Annotated in this window: 19 protein-coding genes and 2 pseudogenes; 5 read left to right on the forward strand and 16 right to left on the reverse strand. The window is 43.6% G+C overall.

Translation table 11 applies throughout. The annotated features are described in order from the left end of the window. The first annotated feature begins 112 nt into the window (after positions 1–112). On the forward strand, positions 113–577 hold the full coding sequence (locus L1D31_RS18870) for a tRNA (cytidine(34)-2'-O)-methyltransferase (protein WP_239838595.1): 465 nt from the start codon (positions 113–115) through the stop codon (positions 575–577). Between the two features lie 330 nt (positions 578–907). On the opposite strand, the gene L1D31_RS18875 is transcribed toward L1D31_RS18870, so the two are convergent. From L1D31_RS18875 to L1D31_RS18890, 4 genes are read right to left on the reverse strand one after another with little or no spacing between them, the layout of a single operon-like run. Further along, positions 908–1,528, reverse strand: coding sequence for a DUF1629 domain-containing protein (locus tag L1D31_RS18875; RefSeq protein WP_239838596.1), 621 nt, complete (start codon positions 1,526–1,528; stop codon positions 908–910). Further along, positions 1,525–2,268 carry an AHH domain-containing protein gene (locus tag L1D31_RS18880; RefSeq protein WP_239838597.1) on the reverse strand — a complete coding sequence of 248 codons (744 nt, stop codon included), beginning with the start codon at positions 2,266–2,268 and terminating at the stop codon, positions 1,525–1,527. Before L1D31_RS18880 ends, L1D31_RS18875 begins: the two co-directional genes overlap by 4 nt. A gap of 12 nt (positions 2,269–2,280) precedes the next feature. Next, entirely contained in the window at positions 2,281–5,103 is a 2,823-nt protein-coding gene (locus L1D31_RS18885) for a PAAR-like domain-containing protein (protein WP_239838598.1), read from the reverse strand. 27 nt (positions 5,104–5,130) lie between these two features. Continuing rightward, positions 5,131–5,595 carry a hypothetical protein gene (locus L1D31_RS18890; protein ID WP_239838599.1) on the reverse strand — a complete coding sequence of 155 codons (465 nt, stop codon included), beginning with the start codon at positions 5,593–5,595 and terminating at the stop codon, positions 5,131–5,133. Between the two features lie 1,084 nt (positions 5,596–6,679). Between L1D31_RS18890 and L1D31_RS18895 the strand changes: the two genes are divergently transcribed. Beyond that, positions 6,680–7,105: an antitoxin Xre/MbcA/ParS toxin-binding domain-containing protein gene (locus L1D31_RS18895; protein ID WP_239838600.1), complete on the forward strand. Its 426-nt coding sequence runs from the start codon at positions 6,680–6,682 to the stop codon at positions 7,103–7,105. Between the two features lie 225 nt (positions 7,106–7,330). Here the strand turns inward: L1D31_RS18895 and L1D31_RS18900 are convergent, their stop codons facing one another. Continuing rightward, a complete protein-coding gene (locus tag L1D31_RS18900; protein ID WP_239838601.1) occupies positions 7,331–7,705 on the reverse strand; it encodes an MbcA/ParS/Xre antitoxin family protein in 375 nt (124 codons plus the stop codon). Between the two features lie 378 nt (positions 7,706–8,083). On the opposite strand from L1D31_RS18900, the gene L1D31_RS18905 reads away from it, so the two are divergent. Continuing rightward, positions 8,084–8,419 carry a helix-turn-helix domain-containing protein gene (locus L1D31_RS18905; protein WP_239838602.1) on the forward strand — a complete coding sequence of 112 codons (336 nt, stop codon included), beginning with the start codon at positions 8,084–8,086 and terminating at the stop codon, positions 8,417–8,419. 91 nt (positions 8,420–8,510) lie between these two features. Here the strand turns inward: L1D31_RS18905 and istB are convergent, their stop codons facing one another. Further along, positions 8,511–9,275 (reverse strand): IS21-like element helper ATPase IstB, encoded by a 765-nt coding sequence (gene istB, locus L1D31_RS18910; RefSeq protein WP_239838603.1) that lies wholly within the window; start codon positions 9,273–9,275, stop codon positions 8,511–8,513. After that, positions 9,272–10,297 carry an IS21 family transposase gene (istA, locus tag L1D31_RS18915; RefSeq protein WP_239838604.1) on the reverse strand — a complete coding sequence of 342 codons (1,026 nt, stop codon included), beginning with the start codon at positions 10,295–10,297 and terminating at the stop codon, positions 9,272–9,274. The genes istB and istA overlap by 4 nt, the downstream gene beginning before the upstream one ends. A gap of 83 nt (positions 10,298–10,380) precedes the next feature. Here istA and L1D31_RS18920 point away from each other — a divergent pair. Next, positions 10,381–11,836, forward strand: a pseudogene (locus L1D31_RS18920) (HipA domain-containing protein). Between the two features lie 259 nt (positions 11,837–12,095). On the opposite strand, the gene L1D31_RS18925 reads toward L1D31_RS18920, so the two are convergent. Continuing rightward, a complete protein-coding gene (locus L1D31_RS18925; RefSeq protein WP_239838605.1) occupies positions 12,096–13,706 on the reverse strand; it encodes a hypothetical protein in 1,611 nt (536 codons plus the stop codon). A gap of 65 nt (positions 13,707–13,771) precedes the next feature. Here L1D31_RS18925 and L1D31_RS18930 point away from each other — a divergent pair, with 65 nt between their 5' ends. Then, the gene (locus L1D31_RS18930; RefSeq protein ID WP_239838606.1) at positions 13,772–15,067 is read left to right on the forward strand and encodes a site-specific DNA-methyltransferase; all 1,296 of its coding nucleotides are present in this window, start codon (positions 13,772–13,774) and stop codon (positions 15,065–15,067) included. A gap of 397 nt (positions 15,068–15,464) precedes the next feature. Here the strand turns inward: L1D31_RS18930 and L1D31_RS18935 are convergent. From L1D31_RS18935 to L1D31_RS18970, 8 genes and pseudogenes are all read right to left on the reverse strand, one after another. Next, positions 15,465–15,833: pseudogene (locus L1D31_RS18935) on the reverse strand (hypothetical protein); the annotation flags it as partial. A 188-nt stretch (positions 15,834–16,021) separates the two neighbouring features. After that, entirely contained in the window at positions 16,022–16,540 is a 519-nt protein-coding gene (locus L1D31_RS18940; RefSeq protein WP_239838608.1) for a hypothetical protein, read from the reverse strand. Next, on the reverse strand, positions 16,537–19,296 hold the full coding sequence (locus L1D31_RS18945; protein ID WP_225460534.1) for a hypothetical protein: 2,760 nt from the start codon (positions 19,294–19,296) through the stop codon (positions 16,537–16,539). Before L1D31_RS18945 ends, L1D31_RS18940 begins: the two co-directional genes overlap by 4 nt. Continuing rightward, complete coding sequence (locus L1D31_RS18950; protein ID WP_239838609.1) at positions 19,293–21,380, reverse strand: hypothetical protein; 2,088 nt, start codon at positions 21,378–21,380, stop codon at positions 19,293–19,295. The genes L1D31_RS18945 and L1D31_RS18950 overlap by 4 nt, the downstream gene beginning before the upstream one ends. After that, positions 21,377–22,573, reverse strand: a complete 1,197-nt coding sequence (locus tag L1D31_RS18955) for a site-specific integrase (protein ID WP_239838610.1) — start codon at positions 22,571–22,573, stop codon at positions 21,377–21,379. Before L1D31_RS18955 ends, L1D31_RS18950 begins: the two co-directional genes overlap by 4 nt. A gap of 240 nt (positions 22,574–22,813) precedes the next feature. Continuing rightward, the gene (locus L1D31_RS18960) at positions 22,814–23,431 is read right to left on the reverse strand and encodes a superoxide dismutase (RefSeq protein WP_239838611.1); all 618 of its coding nucleotides are present in this window, start codon (positions 23,429–23,431) and stop codon (positions 22,814–22,816) included. 73 nt (positions 23,432–23,504) lie between these two features. After that, a complete protein-coding gene (gene cpxA / locus L1D31_RS18965) occupies positions 23,505–24,890 on the reverse strand; it encodes an envelope stress sensor histidine kinase CpxA (protein WP_239838612.1) in 1,386 nt (461 codons plus the stop codon). Beyond that, positions 24,890–25,576 (reverse strand): response regulator, encoded by a 687-nt coding sequence (locus L1D31_RS18970; RefSeq protein WP_239838613.1) that lies wholly within the window; start codon positions 25,574–25,576, stop codon positions 24,890–24,892. Before L1D31_RS18970 ends, cpxA begins: the two co-directional genes overlap by 1 nt. Positions 25,577–25,657: the final 81 nt, after the last annotated feature.

The raw sequence follows: 25,657 nt of genomic DNA on the forward strand, positions 1-25,657 counted from the left end.
AGCCTAGCCTATTGTTGAATGTATAAAAAAACTGATAGAAAAAAATTTGTGAAATAATCGCTAAATCTCGGTATATTTCCGACACATCATTACCAAAACAGATCTTAGCACAATGTTCCATATTGCACTGTTCACACCCAAGATTGCTGCAAACGCAGGCAACATCATTAGATTGGCATCTAACAATGGTTGTCATTTACACCTCATAAAGCCGCTGGGTTTTGATTTGGAGGAAAAAAAATTGCGTCGTGCGGCATTAGACTATCGAGATCTTGCAAGAGTAACTGTTCACCCAGACTACGATTCATTTCTTTCTGCGATGGGGGAGCGTAGGATTTTTGCTTTAACGACCAAGGGGGCACGACCTCATGATGAGCCGCGTTATCAAGAAGGTGATGTTCTTTTATTTGGTGCCGAGACTTCGGGCCTTCCAGATGATGTACGCAATGCTATTCCAGAAGAGCAGCGCATACGTATCCCGATGCTACCGGATGCAAGAAGTATGAACCTCTCGAATTCTGTTGCTGTTGTTACCTATGAAGCTTGGCGCCAACTAGGTTTTTCTGGCGGTAGTTGATAGGTGTGAAGCATTACACAAATAGAATTTTTGTACATTAGCCTATGCGTGAGCTTATCACTGTGGGATGAAAATGGTACCATTGGTACTGCCAGCACGTCTCTGGACAGAAAAGTTTTAGCAAGATTGCTAATTTAACGACGTATGAATTATTAAAAGTATGGAAAATTTGTTTACGTGATTGTCCAGTATCGCTGAAGCAGATCAAATTGTACTATTTTGGGGGGGTACATATATTCAGGAACAGCAAATAAGGTTATTGTTCCTGAATACCTAGTTTTAAGCTAGAAACGTAGATTTCCCCAATGCCTTCAGCGGCCCACTGTTCCATTAAGACTCTACAAACTGTAGCCCCATCACCCAATCAGAAACTTTGACAAAGTTAAGCGTATCCACGTCGTGTTTCTTGAATGCTTTTACCACTTTATCATGAACAATAATATGAGGGTAATCGCTGAATTTTGGCATAAACACCAAACGCTCTTCCTCTGGCATCGCAGACAACTTGTCATCATCCAAGTAGTATTGCTCTATAGTTTGGTCTTCTTCATCCGGATCAAAGTCATCGATACGACACTTCTCTAGATTAAGCACATCGAGTAGCTCAAAGACATTAAATACCCAGTAGTTATCATGATATTTTCCATGGTCATCAACAATGACTGCCGGGTAGATCTGACAACAACTACTATCAATGTTAACTAGTGTTTTCTTAATTTCATCAGAGAATACTGGGTAGGTTGAATCCAAGTGTGCTTGTTTAATCGGTCTTGACACTCCTCGCGCTAGGTCTATATCGCGGTAGCCGTTTTCAAAAAACATTGGCTCACCACCACTTAGTTTGGTGTATTCGTAATCCCTCATAGCTGAATGCTTTTGAGGTTTTAGGTACAAAGTATTTTCATCATAATTTTCGAAAACAATATAGTATTGATCGTTATATTGGCTCATTGTCCTACCTTGGGTATCCATCTGGTGCTTTGAAACGTGATCGTTTTGGTGTTCCATGGGGAACGACTGGTTTGATAGCGCTTGTCTTTACCATCTCTGTCACTCCCCTTGTAGTGAAGTCTGTCGTTGCTGCAGTATGTATCGTAGGAAGCTTCTGCATTGATAATATCAAATTGACATGCGCAGCCAGGCCCTCCAGAAATAAAGTAGTGAGAAATTTTAGTCAACGGCAATGAAAAAAATTGCCCTCTTTCAATTTTGTTAATTTTCTTTAGCACTTTACGGCTAATCGGGTCGAGTAACTTGTGTATTTCTGATTCATTTTCAGTTGCTTTGGTTTTGCCGTAGCACTCTTTGATCTTTTTCCTAATCGCCGGACGTCGTAACTCTCCAGAAATATAACGATGATAAGGCTCTTCTCTGGGACGGCTAAAAGTATGATCACCACGGTGTAGCTGGCAATGGAGTTGACATGCCCCAGGCAGGGTAGCGGGGAACCCAACCAAGTTTGATAATTGGTTTATATCATAGCCTTTACTAACCAAGTTTTCACCCAACTCACTGAGTTTTACAGCTTCTGCCGAAATCAAGTGATGGGTATCCATATGGATACCATTGTTGTAAGGGTGCTCAGGTAATTTTTTTACGTTATTTACCCAGCGCTTACGATAGCCTTTCTTTTCAATTGTACCATTAACAAAATCGGACTCGGCCGCTTCCTGACTCATCAGTGTGCCCATAGATAACCCATCCTATACGTAATCAATTTCACCCCGGTACAGACGAGGTGTATTATGTTCTTCACTCTTACACAGTCGACATTTACCGTTTCTAGGCTCATGTTCCTCTTCCACTTGAGCGGTATCATTAACCCGTTTGTTTGGAATGGCTGACTTACGGCGCAATGCCAAATGGCCCGCTAACTTGTCGTAATCTGGTAAGATATCGACTAAGCCATCGACGGTACTGCTAAAGGTTTTTAGTGCTTGTGCGGCATGAGAGACGGTCCCAATCTTTTTAACACCCATGGTAAATTTAGCTGTAACCGTCGCAATCCTGGCGGCTGCCCCTGCTGGCCCCGTTAGTAAGCCAATCACTATGGTTAACACCACTTCAATGGCAATGTACGCTGCTGCTTTACCCACGTAGTAGAAATAGAAGTTAGGTGGGATAGCTTCAATAATAAGGTTCAAGTATGTAAAGAAAGGCAAGATGCTGTTGTCATCATTAATCAACGCCAAGGCTTTAGGGAAAAATTCACTCTCCTTGATTTCCATTGCCCATTCAGGGTCAAACTCCATCACGACAGTATCAACGAACTGTTCTACTCCTTTCACATCGTTATTGGTAAAGAGCGTAGGCAAGTTCCAAATGGCTTCTCTGTGTCTTGCAATACACTTAATCTTACGCGCAATATCATCTGAGCCTTCACTCCACCAAAGCTGCACATCATCGATAGCCTCATCAATGCTCTCGTACGCATCCACACTGGCCGCGATGAGTAAGTTAGGCGCTATACTGGAAATGTAAGCCGCCTGTTTTACCCAACTTGGTAAATCGCTTTGAGCTAGCTGAGCTTCCGTTCCTTTCATCGCATCGGCGGTGTACTTTTCCAATGCGTTGTATTTTTGATTGGCGTAAATATAGAGCTTATCAAAACCATCGGTGGTGGCATCGGCTAGAGTATGGCCCATCTCGCCCCAGACTTCGGGAGAGAAAAGTTCCACCACATCCGCCCCCCAAGCTTTAGCCCCTTCAAGCACACCATCACCCAAACAGAGTACGCCTTCTTCGTCCCATTGTTTCTGGAAACCTGACATATCTTGAGCAACAGTGTTTAAAAGGCCATCCAAATAGGTCTCTATCGCTTCTTGTTGCTTTGCAATCTTATCTTCAATGCCCGGCTCACCTTCATACTCAATAGTGACGGAGTCAGTGTTAGGCTTGAGGTCGTCGACCACCACCACACCTCCTTCTGTCTTCTGAGTCTCCAACGCCAGATCCATCGTTTCTGAAACTGTACTTCTTTGTGGCGATGGGTTGAGCTCTAACTTGTCTTTATGGGGAACGGAGCCATTGGCTATCACTTTGAGATTTTGAGCGTAAACAGGTGTTCCCCACAGGTCATCGTGAACAGCACGGATCTTAATCCACTTCTGCTCCTCTAAATCTATCTTCGGTATCGCATTCACCACCACTTCAATCGTTCCTGCTTCGGCAGAATAAACATGGTCAGGCGCTTGAATGACCGAGACAGCCGACACATCACTCATAAGTTGGCTAGCTTTCTTCTCCATGCGCTTGAAAGCTTGGCTGAGGTTATCGGACAGCTTTTTAGAATAGGTATCAATGGTACTGACATGCTTCTCATAGATATCAGAAGACAAGTAAACGTAATTCAACCGACTGGCTTCGGACTTCAGAGACTCAACACGCCCCTTTATCTTACTCAGTAGACCTTCAAGTTCAGAGTTGAGTGCCTTCTTCGCCTTATCCCATGGGTAGCTATTGATGAAAGCCTGTGGATTGCCTTTACCACGAGCGCGCATGTAAGCCAGCATACGGTCAGCGGTTTCATGCTTGGGTAAACGAAATAAGACGGAAAGGATTTCCCCTTCTTCCATCACCATTGGTAAGCCGTTCGCCAGTACACTGTCAAAGCTGGCATCAGAGAGACTATCAGTTCCCGCGATTAGCGATTCTGCCAATACGCTGAACTGAAAATCAGGGTGTCTGAATTCGAAGTGGGCTTTCGTTTCGGCTTTCACAATATCGGCAAAATACCGGTCAGCGGTGAGGCTAGGCCCCATGGTTCCCCAGCCTTCTACTGGCGGGGCAATACGGTTCGGGTGCCAGAAGGTTTGCTGTCCCTGAGCAGACCTATCAAAAAAATCATAGTCATTGTAATCCGGCAAGTAGTGCGGGTTAGTAATACGAACAGGAGTCGTGACAAACTCATCCGTACTTTCTTTAACCAGAATTTTGATTTGACCTGGCTTTAAGCCTGATACTTTGCTTTTACCAGAGTCATCAAAGTGACCAGGAGACAGGGCGCCGCCGGAGACATCGGTAATATCAAAGTCGGCGTTCATGAGAAGCACGCCATCGGGGTATCTGGCCTTAATGTAGACGGTGTAAGTGCCTTCTTCATCTTCATTGACTGTGACAGCTGGGTTTTGAACCCCGCCGAGGCACATGGTGTTGGCCTTGTTCATCGTCATTTGGTCAGACAGCCTTGCTACACCTTTCCCTTCGATGATGACATTCGGTGACGCTGATATGAATTCGGCTTCGGATTCAATCGTACCCGATGCTACGCCTTTCTTGTCCCCACCCGCATCGCCAGTACTCTTGGCAAACTTACTGCCCTTTAAGGCAATGCTGTTGCCGCCATCTGCGGTGACGGTCGTGGTGCCTTCCACTAAATCCGCTGACTTGGCGTTATTTCCATAAGGGATAGGGACTACGGCATTACCGACTGTAGTAAGGCACACATCAGGCAGGGTGGCATTCGCCTCTCCTCCGGAGCCTTTATGGACAACACTGAGTCCATTTGCACTAATTGTTACTGCCATTAATATGTCCTACTCAGATTAAGTGGATTAGTTGAGCTTTACTTTAGAGCCCTGAATCTTGTGCATTTTTTCAGCGCTACTACTGACATGCTTAGCTGTTGTAGTGATACGCCCATCCGTTCCACTAAATTTAGTTTGTGTCTCGCCTGAACCAATAAGCAGTTGTTCCTCTGCGTGGAGCGTTATTTTCCTTGCTTTAATAACAAGCTCTTGCTCTTCAAGCAAAGATATGTAGATATCAACCAATGTTGGAATGGTAAGGTCTTCGGATAGAAAAGAGATGCGGCAGTCAAGTTTATTGTCTATTGCCATATAAATTTCTGATTGAGTAAAAGCACGGCCTAATGAAGCCCAAACCGGTTGAAAAAATGGGTTGTTCTCAAAGTCTACTTTTACTCGATTCTTTTCTGGATGAACTTCCACTATCCAACCAATTCGAGAGCAGGGCTTTAAAGTAGGTTTAAGAATGTTTTTAGGTAGCTCTTGGTTCATGGTGGGCCGAGTGATTATTTAGACCTGACCATTCTATCTCTGGGCTGTTTGAATAGGTAATGTCGAAATTAATAGTCATTTCGATGTAAGGATGGAATTTAAAAGCAAAAACACCAGTTAATATCACTAAAATGACAGGTTAACTGGTTTAAATGTGTGTGCTTTTGACTTTTTATGGATTTGCCAATTGCTTGGAAATGTGACTTTGGTCATAAAGTTAAGCAGCTCCTGAATTAGGGAATATCGAGAACATTATTGACACTGCATAACAGTGAAACCAGAATCTTAACATTCCAATTTTGGATAACTTTTTGCAGGGAAAATACACATCAACAGCATATGAGGAGTGTTTACTCTGGGGCAAAGGTGAGTTTGCTGTGAACTTTTCTGGCACACCTCTAGACACTATCTGCAATCGAAACAAACGGGGCGTCCACATATGGTAAAAAATGACATCCAACCACAAGTATTGCTTATCTTTGTATCTCCCAAAAGCTTGAGTTAGTAGGTAGGAGTAATAACCGTAAATTTAACCTCATTTACGGTTGAATCTGAATTTCCCAGAAAACTGGCATGAATGGCGGTAATATTAACCGAAAATTTAATAAAATTTACGGTTGAATCAGGTGATTGGTTGTTAACGCTGGTATTTTTTCTTCAGCTTTTTTAGCTCTTCTGGATTGTTTTTCTCTAGCTCTTTTTCATATTCATCCATATATTTCGAGAGCCAAATGTGAACGTTTTCCGAATAGAGAGTAAAAGCACCAATAGCTAAACTCAATGCGAATATTATACTTAGAAACAAAATCTTAGTCCTCTCATGTGTTGTGCCGACGCGCTAGTTCGTACTAGCTAACAACTCTATCAATTCATCAGTTGTAACTGTTCGGTGTTTTTCATGAACCATTTTTCGTTTATAACATATACAGCAATACGATATTTGGGTTAGTTCTAGTGTGGCAAAACAAGCTTGCCACTAATTGGAAAGAGTATGTAGGCAACCAGCAAGCCTCGACACATTTCCGTGTTAAAGTAATCTAATTACACCTATTGTGTAAGTGTAGTTAGATTCGGAGGTACTTTAATGTTCAGTGCAGCTTATGAAATGCTTGGAGGTGATAAGCGTAAAGTTCAGAGCGTAATCGATAGCCTAAAAATTATTCGTCAAGGGCTTCCTGTTGAAATGCTGGATAGAGGAATGTTAACTCTTGGTCTGACTAAGACAGATTACGCGAAAATTATTGGCGTTAATCTACGTACTCTCCAGCAAAAAATGAAAGAGCCGAACGCAACGCTAAGCCCAACTGCCAGTGAACATGCTCTTATGCTTGCAGATATGGTCAAAGAAGCAGATGAGTATTTTGGTGATCGTGATGCGACATTACGCTGGTTAAATAAACCCAGTTTGGTGTTTGAAAACGAAACACCACTTTCACTCTGTGACACAAAAACCGGTGTCATTTTGGTGACAGAAGAGATCAGTAAGTTGACGTACGGATATACGGCTTAACTGGAAACCTACCAATGGTCTGGTCACAAGGCTACTTTTCTGACATAGCTGGGAAAGTTGGTCCGTTTGGTTCTGCGGCATAGTCTCTTAGACACACTATGATTGGGTGCAAGCGTGTTAGTTCTAGCTCATGTAGCGTATCTCTGCCTTACAAAGTAGGCTCCACCCGGAAAATGATGACCAATGACTCAACATATCAATCTGATTTTATGAGATAAAAGCATCTCAAGAAAAATCACCATACTTGATACGATTTAATGCATCTAAAACGCGTTTTAAATCACCTTTAAGCACAACTTCTAGCGGAGTTAGACCAGATAGCGCTGGAATTGCGGAAGTTAACCATTCTGCTCCCAAACCGGAGTCCTCAAACACATCCTCCATTTGCTCTTTTAAAGTAGGGTGTTGTGAAAGAATGTACTCTATAGACTTCGACTGGGTATCATCCTCAAGTTCAACTTTGCGCAAAGTCCATGAACCATCGTTATTGTCGAGCCATTCGATTTGATCACCTTCTTCCCATTGCAATTCTTCTTGCAGTATTTCTGGAATGTTGAAGAAAGCTTCACCATCACAGGTCTTCTCAATTTTAACTTTCATTGCTGCTTAGAACCTTATTCTATTCACATGGTGATTTTATGACACGCTTACTCTAGTTTAGCAAAAACAGATTGCNCTTCTTGCAGTATTTCTGGAATGTTGAAGAAAGCTTCACCATCACAGGTCTTCTCAATTTTAACTTTCATTGCTGCTTAGAACCTTATTCTATTCACATGGTGATTTTATGACACGCTTACTCTAGTTTAGCAAAAACAGATTGCCACTTATTGGAACGAACATGCAACTAGCAAACTGGTTATAAGTGACTTAAATTGCACTTATAGATAATTTCTTATACAGTCACAACAAAAGTGAGTTATAGTGAACTTATATATTAAGACGAACCCAATAGTGACAAAAGTACATTAAAAGGCACTTATGAAAAAAGGTAAGATGGTAAAGGCACAACCTATGCCTGATTTGAATACCGAGTTCAGTATGGAAATGCTGGGGAGCGCCATTCGCTCTAAACGCACCGATAGAGGCTGGCGTATTGATGATCTCGCTTCAACAGCCAATTTATCTCGTAGGACAATCATGAAGATTGAAAAAGGCGATACCAGTGTCACCTTTGCAAATGTACTCGTGCTCATGGATATCTTAGGGCTGTCGTTACGCCTTATCGACATAAACCTATTTGTTCGTCCACATAACCAAATAACCTCCCAAGATGAAAACAACGTGATAAGCAATGAGGATGGTTGGTATGAGTAAATTGCAACAGTTAGACGTGTTTATCTGTCAACGATCACTAGGAAGTGATCCACTTTTGTACATAATCGATCATTAAAAGTGATCCAGTTTATTAGTCTGCTATAACTCCTGCTTTTTTCTTCATTCTTAATCTAAAGCTCTCTCCATTGAGCTGGAGTACATGCGAGTGATGAAGTAATCGATCTAACATAGCCGCTGTTAGAGTTGCGTCATCTGCGAAGGTTGAGGGCCACTGACTAAACGTCAAGTTACTTGTTAAAATTATACTGCCTTTTTCATACCTCTTAGCGACAACATTGAAGAAAAGATTGGCTTCCTCACGCCCAAAAGGCAAATAACCTATCTCATCAATAATCAACAATTTAGGAGCTAATATACTTCTTTGCATGAAGGATTTTAACTTACCTTGCCGGTTGGCTAGTCCCAACTGCATCATGAGATCGGATGCTGTTATAAATTTAGTCTTTATGCGTTTTTTCGTTGCAAGATAGCCTAATGCGGAAGCTAAATGAGTTTTCCCTACGCCACTAGGTCCTAATAGAAATACATTTTCTCGACGCTCTACAAAACTGAGGTTTTCAAGCTCCTTGACGGATTTTCGAGGTACGCCTGTTGCTAGTTTAAAGTCAAAACCCTCCATGGTTTTAAGTGATGGAAAACCCGCTTGCTTGAGCAGAGTTTCTTGGGCTCGAACATGACGACTCTCAGATTCACTTTGAAGAGCAGCCAAGAGAAACTCCCCATAGCTAGACTCTTTCTTTAGCTCTTGCTCAGCAATTTCACACCATTCTACCGCAAGAGATTTCAGCCCAAGTTCTAGACACTTACCTTCGATTTGGTTTAAAAGTAAATTCATAAGTAAAGTACCTCATCGTATGTTGATATCGGATGCTGGAAGTTATCCATAACTTCTGGAGTAACCGGTGAATAAGGTACTTTGAGCGGATGGTTCTTATCATTGATTGTAAACTCTACAGGCAATGGTAATAGGTGAGCTTCCTCTTCATTTAGTCGAGATTCCGGTGTAGCGTTAGTCGTACCATGAGTGCGTTGATGCGCAACATCTTTTAGCCAAGCTCCAATATGTGCATTGGCGTAACTCACGTCGATTTCTAAAGATATCTCCTTCAAGCTTACTTTGAGCGGTAGCAGGAAGTTATTTTTTAGGTAGTGATTGAATCGCTCCACTTTGCCTTTTGTTTTTGCTCGGTATGGTTTACATGCTTTAAGTTTAAAGCCATACACTTGGGATAGCTCAAGAAGCTCATTTCCCCATCGATGCTGTCCTTCACCATAATAATCTCGTTCAACTACAAGCGCTTTGGCGTTATCACAAAGAATCTCCTTTGGCACTCCACCAAAGTAATGACATGCCTCCTTTATTCCATCAATCCATGATTCGATAGTTTCATTATTATAAAATCTAACGAAGCAGGCTCTTGAATATCCGAGAGTAGCGACAAACGCTTTTAACGGATTTTTACCTCGACGGATCGTTGTAAAGTCAATTTGCATTTGTACTCCTGGACCAGTTTCAAAACGAATGGCTGGCTCAGGTTCCTTTAACTTCATTGGGCGAATATAGCGGCGCAGTTGAGCAATGCCGCCGTCGTATCCAAGAGCGAGGATCTCACGGAATAATGCAGGAGCAGGTATCCAATCCGGCTTTGCTGCTTCTATTCGTGTATTCAAATACTGATGATAGGGTTCTAATTTCGTCTGCCTAGGTCTGGTTTTGGCATTGGCTTCAAATGAATTTTGTTCCAAATACTTTCTAACGGTATTTCTTGAAATACCAAGTTCCCTTGCAATTTTTCGGCAGCTTAGCCCTTGTTTATATAAAACATGAATTTCCACATATCTCTCCTGAGTAATCACATATACCACCAATAATGAGTTATCAAGTGGTAGTAGGATGGATCACTTTAGGTGATCGTTAGTGGATCAGTTTTTCATGATCGGTGACATTTATCGGTACGAATACCAAAATTGGTCGTTTGATTCTTCCTGTCGGAACAGAAACAGAGTTCTCGTTCATCTATGAAGATGAATGGAAACACACTGGTTTTCCGATTTCTCCACACATCACTTTTGATGATCAGGCTTCGCCACGAAGTATCGAGAACTATCTCAGAAATCTACTTCCTGAAGGAGAAGCCTTTGAGGAGATGATAAAAAACNCGAAGTATCGAGAACTATCTCAGAAATCTACTTCCTGAAGGAGAAGCCTTTGAGGAGATGATAAAAAACACCACTATCTCCAAAAGCAATACGTTTGGGCTGATTCGTAAGCTTGGTGCGGAAACATCTGGCGCATTATCTTTTCGAGTACCAAACTCAGAACCTGAGAAAACCAGCTTTAGAGCTGTCCCTGATAATGAGATCATAGAACGACTAGAGCGAAATTTAGCCCCATTAGTTTATTGGGACGGTAAGGTTCGCCTTTCGGTTGCCGGTGTGCAAAACAAGTTAAACTTACTTAAGCGCCGTAAGGAATGGGGGTTTGGTGAAGGCAAATTAAGTTCGAACTACATTCTGAAGTTTGAAAGCGGTAAAGCACCGTGTATTGCTGTGAATGAGTTCTTTTGCATGACATTAGCCAAGCTAGCAGGTTTGGACGTCGCTAATGTTGATTTAACCCGTATTGGGAAGACTAGGACACTCATCATAGAGCGGTTCGATCGTGCCTATATCGAGGCTCGTGATGTCATTCTACGAAAACATGTGATTGATGGCTGTCAGGCAACTGACTTACCTCCAGGTTACAAATACGAGCGTCAGAATGGGGATGAAGGCGATGGTGTATATATGCGTGATGGCGTTTCTTTCCCACGCCTACTGAGCGTCAAAACCATAGACACGGTAATCACCAATTTAAAGCTTACCCAATGGATGCTCTTTAATCTAGCAACACTAAACTACGATGCTCATGGTAAAAATATTAGCTTCTTCGTCACCCCTAAAGGCCTTGAACTGACCCCTTTTTATGATTTAGTCAGCATAGAAGCTATCGCTCAAGAGGGAGCAAAACGCAACTCACGAAGCGGTAAATTGTCTGCTGATGAGGGGCGTGCCGCCAGTATCCCTCAATATTTTGCAATGTCGATTGGAGATTGGGAAAGCGAAGACTTTCAAAATCCTCCGAAAGGTAACTTCCAATGCCCTATAACCAGCTATGATTTAGCTGAGTTTGCCGCTTTGCTCGGCTATTCAGGCACCAAAATGGCTTCTATAATTGTAGAAACCGTTGGTGCTATAAAGAATGCCTTGAAGGAAACGATTGGACTTACCGAAGCTCAAGGAATCGATGATGGAGAGCGTGAACATATAGAACTATGTGTATCACTCATTCATACAGAATGTGACAACTTGCTAGCTCTAGCTGACAGTGTGCCAGAAATGAGCGAACTTCTTTAATGGCAAATGCTGGGGCGATCTTTACGCAATTTTGTCATTACGCAATTTATAAACCATTTTTTTGGACAGAAATCATTTAGACTATTTAATTAAATCGTAAATCATCAAATTAGTTTTAGTATGGTAACTTGCCTTGTCGAGTTGCCCTGCTTCACTGGTGCAGAACAGCTCAAAAGCTAATAGCATACTTAGAGTCAAACAGCCCATCGGGGCTGTTTTTGCATTCCCTTCGTGCGAATAAGGCGATGAATCGTCGGGTTTAGCAGCGAGCAATAACCTTTTCATCAAGGAGCCACTCTAGATCTTCCTCGTATTGAGCAGGGGTTATTTCTGTATAGTTTGCTTTTTTACAAATCAAGCCAGCAAGCTCAGAACCAAGTATTCCGAAATTTGAGCCAAAACCTGGAACTAAGATATATCTCCCTGAACGGCGTTGTTCATTTGTAATTTTCTCAGCGTTGGTGGCTGCAATATCAAGCAAGAATAGTTTTCTTGAATAGTTAATCCTGTTTTCTTCGATATTGTACTGTGAATTAGATATGGTGATCTGACTATCTGCTAGTACCTCTGTTTCCACACGTTCAATCTCATCTAAGTCGTAGCCGTCTCTTATTAAGTTGGCGAATACATCGTCTCTAACTCCGAGTGCGGTTTCAAAAATAGCATGCTCAAACTCAACAGGCGTAAGGTACTGAATTTGCTGAAATTCGCGTCGAAGTCTGATTAGTATTGATTTAACTTGAATGAACGTATGAGTGTCTGACATGGTTAGCATATGTTCCAAATCGCCTCTTAATGAAGCGTAGTAACCTGCCCCGTCCAAGTACTCGATAAACTTCGCATCAGGGTATTTTTCTTTTGTGAATTGCCTGGATGATGAAGTTTGGTCTACTACCTTGTGCGATACGCTACCGCTATCACCCGCGTAGAATTGTGACTGAATAAATAACTTGGGTTGCCAGCCTTCCGTTTTGTATGGGAGAACGAAGTCATACGCTCTTGTTTTTTTCTTACGTTTGCCCCCTTCAGTAACCATCTCTTCGCCGATCACGACATCCGAAGTATTAAAGTCAACATCAGGCTTAAGCCCCATTTCTGTCAATTTTTCTCGCAATATATTTTCAGGAATGTGTCCGCCACTAGCAGAAACCGAGCCTCTTACTTTGAAAATTGTGCATGAGCTAATCAAATACCTAGCCATGTCTTCTGATTGGTTACTTAACTTAATAAACGATGAGCACATTGCCCAAAGTTGCAATATATCTTCTTCATCTTCAAGTATTAAAGAAACATATTCAACAAGGTACAGCTTCAGGTATTGTCTCAACGAAAAGGTAGGCTCAGTAGTGACTAGAGTGTCATACTGTTGCATCCCACCAACAAAGCAGGCGGCTAATTGTCTTGCAACATAGTCAGCTTTAGTCGTGTTGGGGAGAGGCTTAAGGGTGAACTTGATGAGCTTTTTACCACTCCCTCTCTTGGGAATTGAGCTTGAAACTTCATCTTCTTTGAGTTTAATCAAAAAGTGGTTCTTGAGATTATTGTCCGTTGCTCCTGTTGCGAGAAACAGCAAGTTAAAGATTGAGTCATAGTAGTTAGTTAGGGCTGACTCGTCTTCAAAAAAACTGACGCCACTAGTAAAAGAGGAACTAGACATTACAATTGCATCTACTAGATTTTCAATAGTGCATAACTCCATTTTTTCGAAATTATCTAAGTACTTAGACAAGTTTCGAATGCAATTACACAGAGACAATATTTCAGTGTTGAACTTATCAGTGTCCTTAATTCGTTCTAGTTTTGGGGTTAACCACTGATCAAACTCTGCGAGTTTATCTGGCACACTTAGGTTTTCCGAAGGTAGTTTCATGCTTTAACACCACTGCATAGTGACTAAAAAAAGGTTATACTCTGTGTCGTTAACTTGGAGTAAATATGTTCTCAATAATAAACAGTAAAATCAGCACCTTATCAATGTTAATTGGATTGGGCAAGTGTCTGAAAAAAGACATGTTTGCAGAAGATTCATTATCTACTTTGCACGTTGATAATGATACAGATTGCACTGTTTTTTGTGGCGATAACCTAAATCACTTGATAGGTATGTCTGAAAAGCATTCAGATTCAATAGGTTTTTGCTACATAGATCCACCGTACAACTGTGGTAGTAAGTTCATTTACAACGACTCTCGTAAAAGCCCTGATGTCGGGTTGTGGGGAAAGCACTCTGAATGGATGGAGTTTATGCTTCCCAGACTAGTCGCTGTTCATTTCTTACTTAAAGATTCTGGAGTTATTGCGATAAGTATTGATGACTATGAGTTTCCTTACCTTAAAGTGCTGATGGACAAAATTTTTGGAGAAGATAATTTTCTCGGCAATATAGTTGTGTGTCGCTCAAAGAATGGAAAAGGTAGCAAGAAGAACATTGCTGCAAGTCATGAGTATTTAGTCGTTTACGGAAAGACAAATAAGGCGAAACTCCGAGGAGCTATGGATGATCCTGAACAGTACAACAAAGCTGATAAGCACGGGCGATACAGAATCGATGGATTGTTCAGGAAGAAAGGTCAAGCCAGCTTAAGGAGTGACAGACCAAACATGTTTTACCCCCTCTACTTTAACGAAGTTGGAGAAGTTTTTCTGGAGCCTGAGCCACATCTAAAAGAGGTATATCCCGTCGACTCAAAAGGAATTGAAAGACGCTGGCTATGGGGTAGAGATACTGCAAAGGAACGTGCTTGGCAACTGTATGCAAGCCCGAAAGGAACAGTGTATGTCAAAAACTATGCTTCTGATGAAAAGAGAATAAAAATTAGAACGTTGTGGCATAAGAGTTCGTATTACACAGAGTGCGGAACTAAAGAAATCAAAGAGATATATGGTGATAAGATTTTTGATACTCCAAAGCCGCTAGAGTACATAAAAGATATTATTGATCAGATGTCTCAGCCAGACGATTTGATCTTAGACTTTTTTGCTGGTACGGGAACTACTGCTCACGCTGCTTATGAGCTAAACAAAGCTGACGGTGGAAATCGCAGGGTTATTCTGATGGAATCAAAAGACTTAATATCAGAAAACCATATCGCATTTAAATCTGGCTACAAGAGGATATGTGAAATCACAGAGCAAAGGCTAAAGTATTTGAGCTGTAAAGATAGTAATTATGCATATGCAGTAGAAAGTGTTCGTGACTCACTCCAAACCACAGCGGAAGCCAACTACTAGGTAGCAAAAACATTCCCATATGGGAATGTTTTTCGTTAGTTGATAAAATTAAGTGCTATCGCCAAAACTACTTTTTACTGCAGAAATCTCCCTATATTCACATTAGCTGAACTTTGGTAAATTCCGATTAACTCGTAGCATAAACTCTTTGCCCGAAACTAATAACGGGGCATTTTTGATTTTGACTGATTTGTGCAACAGGCTGTTGCACAATTATTAGAAGGTTGGATTGGAGTTGTTGCAGAATTTGCAGCAACTGAGGCTTTCCTCGAGACCTTAGTATTTGATACTAGGAAAGTATGTATCCGAGTGTTAAGCCCACAACCATTATGATGATACTGGTTAATGTCATATTGTTGTCGACCCATTCATCAAGCTTACTCATTCGAAGTTCCTCTATCATGTCGAAACCATGTTCAACCCCATAAATTACTTCACGTAAGAGTGCCTTATTTGGTGAATTCAAATTAGCAATGACTCGACCAATTTCATTGCCCAAGTCACAAAACTCAATATCACCATCTGGAAGGTTATCAAGTGCTAACTTGAGGTTTGAAAGAAAAATATCAGGGTTCAGCAAATCTAAACTAGGTTCATCGAAAACCTCATTTCGGTTGGCCATGAAATCATCTGTGACCCGTTCTCCCCCGTCGGCGAAGGATATCCAATCAGGTTTTGTTTCGCTCTTTGCAAGCAAATCACTGTGGGTATTATAAGGAGCCATCCCTTCTAGCAGCTCTTTTTCGGTCAATTTTTTCTTGCTCATCGTATACAATCTGACAGGATATTTAGATTAGTTGCAGTATAGCAAAATCAGCTAGACTGCTGTTAGAACGAATACGCTGAAACAAACTTCGAGGCATTTTCGTGTTTGAAATAGCTACCGTAACAGCTCTTTCAAGTAGCTATTCCACTTAAGATAGTGACTAGGGGCAGCCATTGTGCAAGTCCTGATTAGATATCCAAATTCAGCGCTTTTTTGACGGGTAGCGATAAAATAACGCGCATACTCTCAAGATTTACCTCGCTCAGTTTGTTATTCAGTGCCTCATTCTCTTTTCTGAGCAAACGAACAAGTGCATCAATCTCATCTCTTTTTTTTGCAGCGAGACCATTGGCCTTGTTTTTTCTGTAGGTCTCGACACGGCTCACTTTTCTTTTGGCTAGTTCTCTGTTGCACTTATCCAGAGCCTCACGAAAGTCAGACGACCACTTCACACCGCGCTTTGGGTCTAGGTAGGAAGGCCGAACTCCAATTGTATTAGCAACCTCACTGCCCCTAATTTGCCAAAGGCTGTTTTTCTTGAAATCCTCCGGTTTTCGGTGGCTCTTGATGTATGCTTGGCGCTCTTTTTCGAACGTCTTTAGTGCCTGCCAGGCTTCGAGTGATTTATTAGCTGCTGATACCCAAATTGGATGCTCATCTGACTGTCGCTCGAGCTCAGCTTGCAAATGCATTAGGTCTAGACTCATGCTGCGTGCTCCTTCGTGTTTAGCGACGCCTGTAGGGCGTCAATAATCTGCTCGTTCACGGATAGTTTTTTTAGGTGCTTGAGAGCGTTTTTAACTGTTGCGAGTGCAGGCTCACGCCAAGCGGCTGGAACACCGGGAGTCTCTAACAGTTTGATGTCATTGCCAATCGCAAGCAAAATACCTTGCACATTGCCCTCTTGAGAGAGGTTGTTCACACAATCAAGGCACAGTCCAGCGCAGGCATTTTGTCTCTGAGGGGCACCTCCAACGGCGCATTTAGCGCGATGCTGGTTACGCTTGAGTAGAATGCAGAAGCCCCACGGATTGGATTTAATGTCTTTGATTTCCTGCTCTGCAAATTGAGCGACTAGGCCATCAATCTTCTCGGTATTAACAACTTGAGTTTTGGCAAAGGCCCTGCGGAGCAGGGTGTTGAGCTTGCCGGCGAAGCCCTTGCCTTTTTTCTTCATATAATTGCTCAGCAGGCTATTGATGGCGCGCCGCTTGACGGTATCATGCTGTCGGCGGTTGTCTTTATTTCGAATGTAAGCAAGCCACATGCTTTGACTGACATGTTTAAATTGTGAACGTATCATCCAGCCCACATCGCCGTCGAAGCGTCGGTATACCGCCTCTGCCCAGATGTGGCGGAGTGCATGGGGGGTAGGATAGAGGCACCCCTCCATCACCTCGTTTACCACTACTTTGGTGTAGCTCGCTGGAAAATCTAAAGATGCTGCGCGAGATTGGATATCTTCTTTTGTTGCATCGCAAAGGTGCTTATCGAGCAGTTGTTGCATTGAGTCTGGCAATTCGCCGCAGCAATAGCGCTCAAGCAGTTTCTGCCGAGAATTTGTTTCAAAAAAGAAAATCACGCGCTCGCGCTCGGCACGTGCTCTGCGATGCGCCTCGATAAGCAGACGGTCATCCAGCAGGCGAGTCCATTCTTCTCTTTCATTTTCCTCAGACAGCTGGGATAGTTGCTGTTGCTCTTCACAAGTTAATACTTGACTTTTCGCTTGCTCGCGCAGTTTGTCGAGTGCTTGCGCTTTGTCTAATTGAACAAAGGGCGGGTAGTAATCAACAAAGTGGCGCCACAGGTTTGAGACACGATACTTGACTGTCTGCGTAGATTTCTCTGCTGCTTTTAGGTTATGACTTGGGTAGAGGGCCGGACAACTGGGGGAAGCTACGACCAACTTGGCCAACTGCTGGGCAGCCAGATAGGTACTTTGAGTAATTTCGCGGTTGAGCTTAGCCTCACCATGTGTCTTTGGTACCACCCATTTTACGCTATAACGAAAAGGCATGGCGTGCTGGTCTAACGCATCACGATTGCGTGTGATGTGGATATCTTGAAGTGACCAACCGTATTCTGATTCACGCCATCCGTTGAGAGCAACCACTTGGGTTAGCCCTGCGTCGGCAACCCTTGCGATAAATTCATGTAAGTAAGTGGATGTTGCCCCCTCTCGTCTCACTAAACCAAGGTATCTAAACCACTCTTCTGTGGGCAAGGCAGTATCGACTTCGTCATGCTGCGCTTTCCAGCGATAGATCAGCCAGTCCTCTAATTTTTTTAAGCCCCCAAGTCGAGGCTCAACGATTTCTGACAGCCATTTGTCGTACAGAGTGATAGTCTCATCCGAGCAAACGTTATGCACCGGGTCAAATTTGCACAGAAAAACCATCACAATTTGGCGTAACCAGTCCTGCTCATTGAGCGATGTGTCGTCAAGATGGAAATGCTTTGCCATTGCCGCGATTTCCGAGTCACTCAGCATGGCTTCACTGGCCCGAAGAGGGCGAAGGTGACGGTCGTAAATCGTTTGTGTGGTCTGTTGAATCTTGAGTAAGTTGCTGTCGCTCACTCTGCGACGCCCGCTGGTATAGGAGTGAGTGATGCTTCGTGGGAGTTGGGTAACATCTTTGCCTTGCAGAAAGTGGTGGATTGACTGAGTACAGGCAAAGCGGTGAACTCCGCTGAGGTTTATAATGGTATCGACGCTCTCTAAGGTCAGTTTGAGCGCCGTTGCCATCGAGATGTGTTGTGAGAAAAACGTTGTGCAGTGCTCAATGTAGTGGCGGCCGTAATCGAGTGTGAGGTAGTTAAAACTACCTCCTGACTTCCAGTCCGCATACGACAGCTCTCCCCCCGAGACATGTTCAATGACTTCTTTCCAATGTTTGGTTTGTACGTTTTTAGAGAAAGCGCTAGTAAAACCGATAGACTTTAGGCCCAGCTGAGCAAGCGTCCGTCGCCAGTCCCTAATTGCAAAATATTGTTCGACTAAATTAAAACAACAAGGCGTCAAGCGTCGCTCTGGTGCCCCTTCCGCTGACAGCGTATGCATGACAAGGTATCCAAATAATTCTGGGAGGTCATTTTGAGTGATGACGAGCGATCTTTGTTCACGCCCAATGTGTTGTCCGGTATTGTATCGTTCAAACAGCCAGAACAGCCACTTGGCTATTGTATAGAAAGCACTGCGAATTGAAACTGAACTTCTTAAACCACGACACTGTTCAAGGAGTAGTAGCCGAGCCAACCAAGTTGGGCTCATACCTAGCTGAGCGCACCAGTGCTGGTTGTTTTGCTCTAAATGCATTAGCGCTGAAAAATTCAGCGTGGTGCCATCAAAGACCCATTGGCTGGCTGTTATGTCACTAGAGCTTCCGAGGTTTTGGAGCTGTTGTTGCAGCAGCTCGGGCGAAAACTGGTCATGGCTGGCATGCTTTGGTAGCGGTATAATCATGTGCCAACACCTCCGTGTAATTGATTATCAAACAGTGGTGGCAACACGCCACATAGTTGGTCATATTGATGCTGGCCAGCTCTGACTGTTTTTGGACTCAGGCCTTTATTCAATAATGAGGACATCCATTCTGCCGTCGGCAAAACCGTGCGTTCAAAGAAAGACAAGGCATGAGCAATAAGCTGATTTGATTGACGCTCGGTTTCTGCTAGGTAATGCAGAAAACACACCACCGTCTCAGGCGTATCCCAGACAATGTATTCATCTGCTTCGCCCACTAACCCTGTATCAGACGGACTCGGTATGAGAGGCTCTCCTAGCGGGTTAATGCGCACGGATTGCCCCGGAGCTAACTGCCTAACCTTGGTTTGCAGGCGTCGTTCACGTGCCGAAATCACCGCCTGATCTAGGTTCGGTTTGTAGGCATGATTCTCAATATCATTGAGCACGATGCGTGTTATCCGGCCATTCTGATTCACCCACTCTTTATTCTGGTCGGTCATATAGTGCATTTTTTCAGTTGCAGCGGTGTGTGAGTTTACATTCACAAAATCGCCATCACGATACTGGTCGCTACGCGCTTGGACTGCGCTGGTCTTAATGGCCGAGGCTCCAAAAAGTGAGATTGGTAAAGGTCGATCGATGGATGCGTGATAGGCTTTGATGCTATAGGGTTGTTTTAGTTTTCTTTGTCTCTTTTCTAAGGCGCCACAGCTTTCACCACCATGGTGTGCTATTGCCATGAACAAACGGCGGAAACGGTCGCTTGCTTTTCGAGTATTCAGCTCTGTTTGAATTTCATGAGAGAGCGTGGTTATTGTCCAGATACGAACTAACCTGCGAGAAAAGGTGGCGTATGTACTGTTGGGAGAATATTTAATACATGTTTGGAAATTAGGAAGCAAACGTTGATTGTCACACGACCATGTGTTGAGAAACTTTATGAGCGCCTTAAATTCGATTTGTTGTGCATCCAGTACCGGTGGTTCTTGGTAGCGACCACTTCTTCCTTTGTAGTAATTACATTGCAGAGAGATAGGGCGGCCTTGCTTGTTAGTGTGGATAGTATAGTGATGGGGTTTGAGTTTTTGGATATCTGCAGTTTGCACCGTCTGCCATGCACAAAGCCAACCTGCCAGTTGCGACTCGATTTCGCTTGGACTGTCTATGTTTTCAAGTGCAAAGAGCATTGGGCGAGAGAACGCATACGTGTATCGACCGTCTATCCTAGGCCTTATTGAAATACTCTTGCCTGTCTGTAGATTACTCCGAACATACTCGTGCGCCGCAGGTTGGACAAAATCAGCAAGCAACAAATCAAGGGTACCATCGGGTAGCACTGAGCTGTCACGTGAAGCCAATAGCAACAATTGGCGGCAGTAGTGGGCATTACGACATCTTTTCTCTAAATTCTCATCGATGGAGGCAAGGCGAGAATTTTTCTTTACTAACGCTCTGATAGACGACCTAATTTTTTGCACCCACAACAGTGTGCTGGCTATGGTCACGCTAAAGCTTTCCATTAGACGCTTGGGGCTTTCCATCGCAAGCCAGTCATCATCGCCAACGATTGTGCGTAACCAGTCCATCTGTGAAAACCAGCTTGTGAGTGTATCTGGTGTCCGATCTGTAGTCTCTAATATCTTAGTACTGTCAATCAGAGTCTGGATGTAACGATATTGTTCTTCCTGCTCGCAATGGTCGGTGCCAATTTGTAATACCGTGAGGAGATAGGAAGCGCCAGTACTCTGGGGTTTGACATTGCCCTCATTCACTCTGAAGGTTTGGTAGTCATTGAGTACGTCAAAGCGGTTACCTTCAGTTAAGTGATGTTCACTCATCCAGTTAAGAAATATGCCCAGGATAGATTTGAGCGCGGTTTGCGTATACTCTGCTAGGCTTTCATGCCACCAATCTGAAAGCAGCGCTGTATGAATCGTATGGTAAATCGCTTTTGCATCTTGGTGTGGATTGTCAAAGGGGTAGACTTTATCGTCGAGGACCAAGCGAGTTGGTGAGGACAATAGACTTTGTGACTGCTCAGGTAATGCGATATCAAAGTTACTATTATTTTTCTCACTCATGCTGCCCCTCCGGTTTCGCGTGATTCCATGACTGTGCGCAGGCGAATATAGCGATGAACGGTTTTACTGCCTTCGGCATGACGAAGTCGCTTACGCACTGTCTCAAGCGCTGCGCTCTCAGAGCGAGTCTCTTGGCCGTTAGAATCGAACAGTTCTTCATGGAATAGAATGGTGGCAAAGGAGTGGCGAAGGTCGTGGTAACTCAGTGATTGATTGAGGTAAGACAATTGCTCCTTGATGTTTTTGAACATATTTGAGGCATGTTCAACACTAATACTTTGCCCCTTGCCATCGTGATCGTATCGAATGAACAGCGTTGGTGCATCAACTCCGGACTCTTCCACCATAGCAGCGCGCTCACCGTCATGATAATCCTTCATTTGCTGAAGTAACTCACGATCAAAATAGATAGCGCCCGTCTTGCTTCCCTTCGTGTATTTTGCGCGAAGAACGTACTCAAACTGCATTTTGCTTGGCGTCGATTCGAGCTCTTCGAACAGTGACCGCAAGCCTTGGTGCTTTCCGTGGTCATTGAGCTCTAAGCCAATATTTTCAGAGGCTCTCAAGCCAACTTCGTAGCCCATTGCAAGGATGAGCTTATCGCGCTTGGAGGTGCATGTGCGTAAGAGATCACTGTATTCATCACTGGTGACATAATTGATTTTCCGAGGTCTGGTATCTTTGTCCGCCATGTATTGTCTTGTTTTGCGGTAAATCGTAGTAGGACGGTTTTGCTCTAGCGGCCAAATCCCAAGGGCGCAAAGAAAGTTACAATACGCAGCAATACCTGCTTGGTGCGCTTTTACAGAGGCGATAGAGTCTAAGCGCTCAGGTAAGACATTGTTGAGATAGTCGTTGATGAAACGAGAGGTCAGTTGCTCGGTATAGTGAACCTTAATCTGTGGCTTATCGTTAATGTGGTTTAGTAGCTTGAATACGTGTCCGACGTAGTTGTGAGCAGTATTCTCTGAAATATCACTTTGCGTAAACACTATTTCTACGTTCTTTGGAGTCCGTTGAGAGCTTCTCTTGGTGCCTGTTTTGCGCCACCCGTATACCGTTTGATTAAGGGATAGATGCAATAGCCATAGATTAGGCAACAATATTGGATCTAAATTGTCATCATAAAATGAGTGGAGAGTTTCTATCTGGCGACCTTCAAATTCAACGTCGCGACTCAGTATTCTTTTCATGATCATCCATACAGTTATTAGTAGTATGAATAGCGTAGTAACAGAATTTTGAGTTAGCCAATTTTTTTTGTAAAAAAAGTGACCAATTTTAACGGGTAGGTATTTTTCCTGTATTTGGGGCAATTTCAGGCTCATAAAGGGCGATATCGAACATAGTGTTAATTTCTTATCATCTGCTTGGAAACTCAGCAGTATAAGGCGGCTTTAAAATGCCGCCAAGCCTGAAATGGTGAGTTTTTGCTATGCGTTTTGCGCTAGTGCTACTGCATAGTTCTCGCTAACCACATCCCAGTTAACCACATTCCACCAAGCGTCAATGTATTCAGGGCGACGGTTTTGATAGCTGATGTAGTAAGCGTGTTCCCATACATCCAGCGCCAAAATAGGCTCACCTTGAACGCTCGCCACATCCATCAATGGATTGTCTTGATTACTTGTGGAAGTGATGTGCAGCTGACCTTCTTTGACGACTAACCACGCAAAACCAGAACCGAAGGTATTGATGGCCGCATCGGCGAACAGAGCCTTAAATTGCTCAAAACTTCCAAAAGTAGCATTAATCGCTTTTGCCAAGTCGCCTTCAGGTTCGCCGAGTGCACCTGGTGTCATGCAGTGCCAATAAAGAATATGATTGTAGTAACCTCCACCGTTATTGCGAATGGCTGGAGAATACTGGGAAATATTGGCAAAGATATCTTTCAGTGAGGCATTTTCCAGTTCGGTACCTTTGACTGCAGCAATAAATTTATCGAAGTATGTTCTGTGATGCTTACTGTAATGGACTTCCATGGTTTTAGCGTCGATATACGGCTCTAGTGAATCGTAAGCGTAAGGCAGGTCAGGGAAAGTGTGAGACATAGTAAATCCTCCGTCATTGAAGGATTTACTTTAAATGATAATGAGATCTATTATCAACTGTGTTTTTGTAAGGTTATTGCTTTGGTATCAGCGGTAGGCGAATTTCTACTTTCAGGCCACCAAGCTCGCTACGTAAAGCGCGAATGGTACCACTATGCTGGCGGATGGCATTTTCGGTAATGGCTAACCCTAATCCAGTGCCACCGCTGTGACGATCACGTGCTGTAGAGACGCGGTAGAAAGGGCGGAAGATGGCTTCAAGCTCTTGCTCCGGCACACCTTCCCCATTGTCATCCACAGAGATAGTGAGCTGGTCTGAATGAACGTCGAGTGATACTTGAATAATATCCTTACCGTAGTAGATAGCGTTACGAACAATATTATCGACAGCGCTCATCAGCAATTTCGGGTTGCCCGAAATCATGCGATCAGGGATGTCATTATAGCTCAGTGACTTTTCCATTTGTTCCGCTTCAAATTGCGCATCGGAAAGAATCGCTTCCCAAAGACTCACAATGGGCTGTTGTTCGCGCTCGACGTGACTATCGACTTGCATACGGGATAGCTCCAGCAGTTCACCGATCATTTGCTCTAGCCGTTGCGCTTCTGTATCTATGCGAGTGAGCTCTGGGCTTTCTCCCTGTTTTCGTGAGGCAAGGGCTGTGGCCATCCGTAAGCGGGTTAAGGGTGAGCGAAGCTCATGTGAGATATCAGACAGCAAGCGCTGTTGACCTGAAATCATTTGATTTACGGCTTCGACCATCTGGTTAAAACTTTTGCCTGCTTGGCGAAACTCTGAGGTGCCTTTTTCTAATTGTGGATCAACAAAAAACTCTCCTTTTGCTACGCGCTTAGCGGCTCGCTCCAGTTTTCTGGCCGGTTGACTGAGCGCCCAGGCAAGCCACAGGAGCAAAGGGGTACTCACCAGCATTACAGCAAACAGCAATTGGAAGGGTTTATCAAACAGTCGAATTAGGAAAGGAGAGGGTTGATTCCATTTGACGCCGATGTACAACAGAAGCTCCTTCTGTGCCAGTGTGATTGGCAATGGTCCTGCCACCATATAGTGCCCATAGAGCCTTTGTTTCGGCTTATCAGGATCTTCGATGCCGGTAATAAAATTTTGTACCGCTTTGAGCTTGAAATCCTTGCGGTCCCGGGTCGTGAGGATATTGCCTTCAAGATCGGTCAGGACAAAGCGAGGACGAGGATCTCGTGGTGATCGCTTGGGGCCTTCTAACTGAAAAATAATACGCCGTAGATCCGTTTCGTCAGCAAAGCTTTGTTCAATCTTCTGCTTAGTGGCCAACAGCTTTTGGTAATGATCAGCAGGGATATCTCTTGATTTGCGTGGATCTAGATGAGGTAGAGACAAAACAGCGATCAGCACCAGAAACATGGTGAACCAGAAGATAGCAAAGATGCGCCCGTAAAGGCTGGTGATTTTGGGCAGACGCATTAATCTTCCTCTACCAACAAATAGCCGCGCCCGCGCAAAGTTTTGATACGTGACTTACCATCTTCACGCTCTGGCAGCTTTTTCCTGAGGTTAGAGACATGCATATCAATCGCACGATCAAAAGCAGCGAGTCGTTTCCCCAGAACATCCAAACTGAGAGTCTCTTTGGTTAAGGTTTCTCCAGGATGCTGAACGAAGTGGCTCAATAGGGCAAACTCTGTTGTGGTGAGTTCAAGATACTGCTCCTGGCAATACGCTTCCTGTTTACCCGGATAAATTTTGATGTCTTGATAGTGGATACAGTCGCTGTTTTTCGTGCCGATTTTGGCCTGTGTGCGGCGCAAAATAGCACGAATACGCGCCAGCAGTTCGCGATCACTGAAGGGCTTAGGTAGGTAATCGTCGGCCCCTAACTCTAATCCAATAACCCTATCTATTTCCTCCCCTTTAGCGGTCAGCATTAATACAGGGGTTTCCCAGTGTTCACGTAGGCGTTTAAGGGTTTCCATGCCGTTGAGTTTGGGCATCATGACATCGAGCAGTATTAAATCGATGCTGTCATTAACCGCCTCAAGTCCAGCTTCTCCATCGTTAGCCTCAGATACACTATAACCTTCGAACGTCAGCACCTCTTTGAGTAAGCTGGTTAGCTCGGTGTCATCATCAATTAATAGGATATTTGCCATGGAATGCATCTCTTCAATATTGCCCGTTACACTAATACTACTGATTATTCGTCAAGAGCTTTAGCCTAAAATTTGCTCTTT

Origin of the sequence: Vibrio sp. Isolate23, assembly GCF_022398095.1 — a bacterium.
Classification (GTDB): Bacteria; Pseudomonadota; Gammaproteobacteria; order Enterobacterales; family Vibrionaceae; genus Vibrio; species Vibrio coralliilyticus_A.

Bases quoted from the DNA above. Each gene is read 5' to 3' on its own strand.
- L1D31_RS18870 (WP_239838595.1), top strand. From the start codon at position 113: ATGTTCCATATTGCACTGTTCACACCCAAGATTGCTGCAAACGCAGGC.
- L1D31_RS18875 (WP_239838596.1), bottom strand. From the start codon at position 1,528: ATGAGCCAATATAACGATCAATACTATATTGTTTTCGAAAATTATGAT.
- L1D31_RS18880 (WP_239838597.1), bottom strand. From the start codon at position 2,268: ATGGGCACACTGATGAGTCAGGAAGCGGCCGAGTCCGATTTTGTTAAT.
- L1D31_RS18885 (WP_239838598.1), bottom strand. From the start codon at position 5,103: ATGGCAGTAACAATTAGTGCAAATGGACTCAGTGTTGTCCATAAAGGC.
- L1D31_RS18890 (WP_239838599.1), bottom strand. From the start codon at position 5,595: ATGAACCAAGAGCTACCTAAAAACATTCTTAAACCTACTTTAAAGCCC.
- L1D31_RS18895 (WP_239838600.1), top strand. From the start codon at position 6,680: ATGTTCAGTGCAGCTTATGAAATGCTTGGAGGTGATAAGCGTAAAGTT.
- L1D31_RS18900 (WP_239838601.1), bottom strand. From the start codon at position 7,705: ATGAAAGTTAAAATTGAGAAGACCTGTGATGGTGAAGCTTTCTTCAAC.
- L1D31_RS18905 (WP_239838602.1), top strand. From the start codon at position 8,084: ATGAAAAAAGGTAAGATGGTAAAGGCACAACCTATGCCTGATTTGAAT.
- istB (WP_239838603.1), bottom strand. From the start codon at position 9,275: ATGAATTTACTTTTAAACCAAATCGAAGGTAAGTGTCTAGAACTTGGG.
- L1D31_RS18925 (WP_239838605.1), bottom strand. From the start codon at position 13,706: ATGAAACTACCTTCGGAAAACCTAAGTGTGCCAGATAAACTCGCAGAG.
- L1D31_RS18930 (WP_239838606.1), top strand. From the start codon at position 13,772: ATGTTCTCAATAATAAACAGTAAAATCAGCACCTTATCAATGTTAATT.
- L1D31_RS18940 (WP_239838608.1), bottom strand. From the start codon at position 16,540: ATGAGTCTAGACCTAATGCATTTGCAAGCTGAGCTCGAGCGACAGTCA.
- L1D31_RS18945 (WP_225460534.1), bottom strand. From the start codon at position 19,296: ATGATTATACCGCTACCAAAGCATGCCAGCCATGACCAGTTTTCGCCC.
- L1D31_RS18950 (WP_239838609.1), bottom strand. From the start codon at position 21,380: ATGAGTGAGAAAAATAATAGTAACTTTGATATCGCATTACCTGAGCAG.
- L1D31_RS18955 (WP_239838610.1), bottom strand. From the start codon at position 22,573: ATGAAAAGAATACTGAGTCGCGACGTTGAATTTGAAGGTCGCCAGATA.
- L1D31_RS18960 (WP_239838611.1), bottom strand. From the start codon at position 23,431: ATGTCTCACACTTTCCCTGACCTGCCTTACGCTTACGATTCACTAGAG.
- cpxA (WP_239838612.1), bottom strand. From the start codon at position 24,890: ATGCGTCTGCCCAAAATCACCAGCCTTTACGGGCGCATCTTTGCTATC.
- L1D31_RS18970 (WP_239838613.1), bottom strand. From the start codon at position 25,576: ATGGCAAATATCCTATTAATTGATGATGACACCGAGCTAACCAGCTTA.